Annotated in this window: 7 protein-coding genes and 2 pseudogenes; 2 read left to right on the top strand and 7 right to left on the bottom strand. The window is 64.4% G+C overall.

Annotation, left to right across the window (positions count from 1 at the left end):
• The first annotated feature begins 116 nt into the window (after nt 1–116).
• Both AWC25_RS14450 and arsB read left to right on the top strand, forming a co-directional pair.
• Nucleotides 117–473 carry an ArsR/SmtB family transcription factor gene (locus AWC25_RS14450; protein WP_069400012.1) on the top strand — a complete coding sequence of 119 codons (357 nt, stop codon included), beginning with the start codon at nt 117–119 and terminating at the stop codon, nt 471–473.
• A pseudogene (arsB, locus tag AWC25_RS14445) lies at nt 470–1,519 on the top strand (ACR3 family arsenite efflux transporter); the annotation flags it as partial. The gene AWC25_RS14450 and the pseudogene arsB, both read left to right, overlap by 4 nt.
• A 129-nt stretch (nt 1,520–1,648) precedes the next feature.
• On the opposite strand, the gene AWC25_RS14440 reads toward arsB, so the two are convergent.
• The 7 genes and pseudogenes from AWC25_RS14440 to AWC25_RS14410 form a co-directional block, all read right to left on the bottom strand.
• Nucleotides 1,649–2,194, bottom strand: coding sequence for a carboxymuconolactone decarboxylase family protein (locus tag AWC25_RS14440; protein ID WP_069400014.1), 546 nt, complete (start codon nt 2,192–2,194; stop codon nt 1,649–1,651).
• Nucleotides 2,195–2,202: 8 nt separating this feature from the next.
• Entirely contained in the window at nt 2,203–3,048 is an 846-nt protein-coding gene (locus AWC25_RS14435; protein WP_069400015.1) for a TauD/TfdA dioxygenase family protein, read from the bottom strand.
• Between the two features lie 26 nt (nt 3,049–3,074).
• Nucleotides 3,075–3,410: a hypothetical protein gene (locus AWC25_RS14430; RefSeq protein ID WP_142278841.1), complete on the bottom strand. Its 336-nt coding sequence runs from the start codon at nt 3,408–3,410 to the stop codon at nt 3,075–3,077.
• Nucleotides 3,411–3,412: 2 nt separating this feature from the next.
• On the bottom strand, nt 3,413–4,681 hold the full coding sequence (locus tag AWC25_RS14425; RefSeq protein ID WP_085166979.1) for an aromatic ring-hydroxylating oxygenase subunit alpha: 1,269 nt from the start codon (nt 4,679–4,681) through the stop codon (nt 3,413–3,415).
• A 34-nt stretch (nt 4,682–4,715) separates the two neighbouring features.
• Nucleotides 4,716–5,459, bottom strand: a complete 744-nt coding sequence (locus AWC25_RS14420) for an SDR family NAD(P)-dependent oxidoreductase (RefSeq protein WP_069400079.1) — start codon at nt 5,457–5,459, stop codon at nt 4,716–4,718.
• A 7-nt stretch (nt 5,460–5,466) separates the two neighbouring features.
• A pseudogene (locus AWC25_RS14415) lies at nt 5,467–5,760 on the bottom strand (2Fe-2S iron-sulfur cluster-binding protein); the annotation flags it as partial.
• A 59-nt stretch (nt 5,761–5,819) separates the two neighbouring features.
• Entirely contained in the window at nt 5,820–6,275 is a 456-nt protein-coding gene (locus AWC25_RS14410; RefSeq protein ID WP_069400019.1) for a MarR family winged helix-turn-helix transcriptional regulator, read from the bottom strand.
• Nucleotides 6,276–6,285 lie beyond the last annotated feature (10 nt).

Raw genomic sequence — 6,285 nt, 5'->3', positions numbered from 1 at the left:
ACCTCCAATCACTCGGCTACGACACGCCGGTACCGCTGATCAGGTCCGACTCGTACACCACTCTGCTGGACGCAACCTAGTGCGGCGGAACCCACCGCATGTGCTTATATAGAAGAATGTCGAATCAAACGCCGCCGGGGTGTTGCCCGAGTTTGGGCGCGACGGCGCTCGACGACTCGCGGGCCGCTACCTTGGCGACGATGTTCAAAGCGCTCAGCGACCCGGTGCGGCTGCGATTGCTAAGCCTGATCGCGAGCCATCCCGGCGGGGAGGCTTGCGTCTGTGAAATCTCGGCGACGTTCGACGTCTCCCAACCAACGATTTCCCACCATCTCAAACTGTTGCGTTCGGCCGGCCTGATCGATTGCGAACGTCGCGGCACCTGGGTGTACTACTGGGTGATTCCCTCGGCTTTGCAGCAACTTTCATCCACATTGAACGTCAACGACATGCTCGCGGAGCGCTGCCCGTGATACAGACCGGGGGCGGGCCGGCGGCCGCACGCACAGTCGCCCGGCTTTCGACCTTGGACCGGACGCTTCCGCTGTGGATCGGGCTGGCCATCGCCGCCGGTCTCCTACTTGGCCGGATGGTGCCAGGTTTGGGATCGGCGCTGAGCGCTGTTGAGATCCAGGGCATTTCGCTACCGATCGCGCTGGGCCTGTTGGTGATGATGTACCCGGTGCTTGCCAAGGTGCGCTACGACCAGCTCGGCGAGATCACCGACGACCGCAAACTCATGGTCGCCTCGCTGGTGCTCAATTGGCTGGTTGGACCGGCGATGATGTTCACCTTGGCATGGCTGCTGCTCGCCGATCTTCCCGAATACCGCACCGGTCTGATCATCGTCGGCCTGGCCCGCTGCATCGCCATGGTCATCATCTGGAACGACTTGGCGTGCGGAGACCGCGAAGCGGCAGCGGTCCTGGTCGCGCTCAACTCGATCTTCCAAGTGGTGATGTTTGCCGTGCTGGGCTGGTTCTATTTGTCCGTGCTGCCCGGATGGCTGGGTCTGCCGCAAACCGGCATCTCCGTCTCCCCGTGGGACATCGCGAGATCCGTGCTGATCTTTCTCGGCATCCCGCTGCTGGGCGGGTACCTGTCCCGCCTTCTCGGCGAACGTGCCAAGGGCCGGCGTTGGTACGAGGCCCAATTCCTTCCACGTATCGGACCATGGGCACTGTACGGTCTGTTGTTCACCATCGTCATCCTGTTCGCCTTGCAGGGACACCAGATCACCTCCCGGCCATGGGATGTCGCCCGCATCGCGCTCCCGTTGTTGGCCTACTTCGCGATCATGTGGGCCGGCGGATACGCCCTCGGAGTGGCCCTGCGGCTCGGCTACGCCCGGACCACCACGTTGGCGTTCACCGCGGCTGGTAACAACTTCGAACTAGCCATCGCCGTGGCGATCGGCACCTTTGGCGTGACGTCCGGCCAAGCCCTGGCCGGCGTGGTCGGACCGTTAATCGAAGTCCCCGTCCTCGTTGGACTTGTCTACCTTTCCTTGGCCCTGCGGCGCTGCTGATGTAGCTGTCCCGGAGACCGGATCGAAATTCGTTCCGCCGCTACCCCCACGGCGGTCACCGCGGTGTCCGTTTGGGCCGACTCGGAACCCTTCGGGCTCGATCTCGGACGAGAAGGGAATTCACTGTTCCTCGTCTGCTATGCCGAACGTGTTGACCGCCATGGCTAATAGCACGTAACCACCGATGGTGAACACCAGATCCATCCGCTGCTGATCGGTGAAATGGTCGCCCAGCGCTTCCCAGACCGGCGTGCGGATGGTGCCGCCGTCGACCAGGTCGTCCACGGCCCGCAGTACCGCCTGGTCGGTGGCGTCGGCGAGGTTGCCGTCCCGAATGCCCGCGATGTCACCGTCGGTCAGTCCCGCCCGGCGGGCGATCGGAAGATGGTGCCCCCACAGATAGCCGCAGTCGCGCCGGGAGACCACCCGCAGCAGCGCCACTTCGCGGACCCGGGGCGACAACGTCGAGCGCGTCAGCAAATAGGCGTTGAACGGCAGATAGGCCCGCGTCAGCTCCGGGTGGCGAACCAGGGTCGACAACACATTGCCGGCACCCGCCGGATGGGCCCGCTCGGGCGGAATCAGCGCGGCGATGGCGCCGCGGCTGTGGTCGTCCCATTCATCGGCGGGCAGCGGGGCCAGCCGCAGCGGATGCCGGTTGCTCATGTGTGGACCTACTGAATCGGCTCGTCGCCAAGAACGGTGGTGCGCAACATCTCTCGCTGCGAATCCGGATCGTAGGGCGCCGCCCGGTGCAGCACGCCGCGGTTGTCCCAGATGACGGTGTCACCGATCGACCAGCTATGACTGTAGACGTTGTCCGGGATGGTGGCCCGGTCCAGCAGCTCGGCCAGCAGGGCGCGGCCCTCGTCGAGATCCATCCCCACCACGTAGTCCGCCGAGGCGCCCAGCACCAGGGACTTGCGGCCGCTGCGGTGCGTCCACACCAACGGATGTTCGTGGGTGCGCCGGGAGCGCCACCGTGCCAACTGCTCGGCAGTGGGGTCCGGCGTGACGCGACGCTGGGACGCCTCCAGCGAATGCACCACTCGCAACACACCGAAGCGGTGCTTCTCGTCGTCGGTCAGCGCCTCGTAAGCAGCGTAGGCCGAGGCGAACTCGGTCTCACCGCCCCGGTCGGCCACCTGTACGGCCGACAGCACGGTGGCCTTTTGCGGATAGTCGTCGCCAGTCGGCGTGCATCCGTCGATATGCCAATCGAACGTCGCCTTCAGGTAGGCGGCCGAGGCGTTCTTCGCAGTGTCCAGGGTGACTGGGTAGATGCCGGCGACCGGGTGGTGGCCGTCCGAAGAGTGGTCGATGGCGCCGAGGCGGCGGCAGAACTGGACCTGGGCCTCCGGTTGGAGTCCCAACTCGCGGAAGACAAGAACTCCGTTGTCCTCTAACGCTTGCAGGATCGTTTCCGCCACTGGGTCGTTGCCGCCCAGGCGCGCGGGATCCAGGCCGGTGACTTCGGCACCGACGCAGGCGCTGAGCTTGGTGATGGTGAGCAGACTCATGGTCTGTCCTCTCTGCACGACATGCGCTAGGGCACCGGCGCGTCGGTACGGATCATCACCGCGTCGGCGGCGTCGGTCGGGGCGGGTTGGTGCATGATCTCCACCGCCATGGCGACCATGATCAGGGAATAGATCAGGTGCAACAGGTTCAGCGTGTCGTCCGGGAGATCGTCGAGGTCGAACTTGTCGCAGTAGTTGATAGCCTCTTCGAGTCGAGGGAAGAACGCGTCGTAGAACGCGTGCATATCCGCCATGCTGCTGGCTATGCGCCTATTCCAGCGCTCGGTCTCGGTGGCCATACACCAGATCCGGGCATAGCTCTCCAGCTCGGCGAAACCGCTGGGCAGCAACGCATCTGGCATGGTCAAACTCCCGCCCGCGCCGGAGCGTGCTGCTGCCGATACTCCTGAACCCAGTCGACGACCACGTTGTGGAGATGCCGGACCAAGATCTCCTGATCGTTGAGCGGGAACTCGTCGACGATGCCGTACTCCAGGGCGGCCTGGGTGCCGCCGAGCATCCCGGCGTCCTGCAGGGCAAATTCCTTGAGGACGACCGCGGCGACTTCGTGCTCGATGCGCTCGCGTACGCTACGCGCCGGGCTGAAGTAGGTATAGGCCTCGAACCGATGGGTGTTGTGCGACGTGGGCCAGTATCGGTACAGCAGATACCAGCCGCCGTAGATCAATATTTCGGTGTTGGGGAAGATCTGGAAGTTGCTGATCCCCCAGGGTTCGATGCCGCCGGGGTTGAGCCCGGCCGGCAACTCGCCGATGTCCGGGGTGCGCCAGGGGCCGACGAGCCCGCTCTGGGTGACGCGCTCGATCGGATACATATATTCCTCCGGCAGCAGCCAGCGGCGCCGTCCCGCCGTCGACACCAATCGGTGCGGACCGTCGAGTTGGAAATGGCCGCAAGTGAATCCGGCCTTTGGGTCGCGCACCTCCGGAGGCACCTGTTGTGGGTGCAGCGACGGCACGTGATAGTACTCCTGAAAGGCGTCGGCGAAAATCTTCCAGTTGCTGTTGTTGTGGGCCACCCATTCGTAGCGTTCGGTCAATTTGCCGAAGGGGTAGCCGTCCAGGCCGGTGATCATCGGGCCCAGGAACTCTCGCAGGCTCTGCCGCGGCTCGGCGTCGAAGTTGATGAAGATGAAACCGTTCCAGATGTCGCAGTGCACCGGACGCAGGCCGTAGTCGGCGGTATCGAGGTCGAAGAACTCCGATTCCTGCTGCACGAATTTCAGCGTGCCGTCGAGATCGTAGCGCCAGCCGTGGTACTTGCAGGTGAACTGACGACAAGTTCCGTGGGTCGCCTCGTTGGGAAAGTCGTTCCACACCAGCTTGTTTCCCCGGTGACGGCAGACGTTGTAGAAGGCGCGGATCTGTTCGTCGCCCCCCTTGACCAGGATGACCGACGTCCGGGCGACCTCGATCTCCTTGGTGACGTAGCTACCGATGCGTGGCAGCTCGTCGATCCGGGCCACGTTGAGCCACGCGCGCTTGAAGACCGCTTCCCGTTCGTCCTCGAAGAATTCTTTGGACGTGGAGTCGGCGAACGAGATATCGCCCGTGCCCAGTTCGGGATAGTGTTCGGTCCACGAGCCCTCCGGGGGCCTATCCTCTCGCGTCATCTGAACCTCCTCGTGGCTTGGCGGCTTTGAGCCGTCACATCACCGCTCCGCCGTTGACACCCAGCACCTGGCCGGTGATGAAGCCGGCTTCTTCGGACGCCAGGAACCCGACCGCCGCGGCGATGTCGGCTCCGGTGCCCAAGTGCCCCAGCGGGATGTTGCTGGCGATCTCTTCGTTGGACTTGAGGTATCCCGCGGCCTGCGCCTGATGCTGCATCGGGGTTTCGATGCCCGAGGGCGGGATGTTGTTTACCGTGATCCCGTGCGACGCGTACTCGCGGGCCAGCGATTTGGTGAGGGTGATGACCGCACCCTTAGCCGCCGCATAGTGGGCGGCGAATGGTGACCCCCGCTGGGCGCTGGACGACGAAATCATCACGATCCGGCCCCATTTCGCGGCGACCATGTCCGGCAATGCAACCTGGCAGCAGTGGAACGTCCCGGTCAGATTGACGTCGATGATCTTCGACCAGGACTCCGGGGTGATGTCGGCGAACGGGGAAAACCCGAACATCCCCGCGCTGGTCACCAGCACCGACACCGGTCCCAGCTCGCTGCGCACCATGGCGAACGCGTGCTCGACGGCGTCCCGTTCGGTGACATCGGCGACCAGACCGATCGCGGTGGCCCCGACCGCCCGCAAGTCTTCGGTAACACGTTGCGCCGCTTGCTCGTTGATATCGAGGACCGCGACGCCGAGCCCCCTACGCGCCAGCTCGTGGCAGGTCGCCTCACCCATACCCGACGCACCGCCGGTCACGACGGCCACCCTGCTCATGCCCACCTCACTCGTAGACCACCCGTACCGTGGGGCTGGTTGGTAGGGCCTGGCAGGTCAGCACCCAACCCTCGGCCACCTCGTCGTCTTCGAGCGCATCGTTGTTGAGCATCCGCGCGCAACCCTCGGTCAGCCGGGCCATACATGTTCCGCACGAACCGACCTCGCACGACGACGGCGGAGACAGGCCGGCCATTCGCGCGGTTTGCAGCAGGGTGTCGCCCGCCGAGTAGGCCACCGTGGTGGTGGACCGATCGAGCTCGATGGTCACCTTCTCGGTGCCACCGTCGGCAGGTCCGGCATACGACGGCGCGCGGGACTCCTGCATGTGGGCAGAGTATCAAGTACTTGTTATTCATCTCAAGTACTAGATATATCGCGCTGGGTCAGCTCGTGGCCGGTGCCCTTTTCCACGACCCGGCCCAGCAATTCGCATAGCGTCTCCTGTTCGTCGGCGCTGAGCACGCCGAACACCTTTTCGTGCGCGTCAATGGCAGCGCCGAGTACCTGGGCCACGACATCTCGTCCCTGATCCGTCAGATAGGCCCGCAGGATGCGCTTGTGCCCGGGATCCGGTCTGCGCTCCACCAGACCGCGGCGTTCCAGGGCGGTGACCGCCAGCTGGACACCTTGCGGGGTGATCAGCAGCCGCCGGGCCAGTTCGGCGCCGGACAGGCCGGGTTCGTTGGAAAGTTGGCGCAGCACACCGATCTGGGCCGTGCTGACTCCGTGCGGACTGATCGCGTCGTTCACCGTCGTCAACGAGAAGTAGAAGGCCTGCTTGAGCAGCCACAGAATGTTTTCGCTGAGTTCCATGCCGGGGCTC

It is taken from the genome of Mycobacterium sherrisii, assembly GCF_002102355.1.
Lineage (GTDB): Bacteria > Actinomycetota > Actinomycetes > Mycobacteriales > Mycobacteriaceae > Mycobacterium > Mycobacterium sherrisii.
Note: the sequence above shows the minus strand (reverse complement) of the source record. Positions and strands in the feature narration are given on the sequence as shown.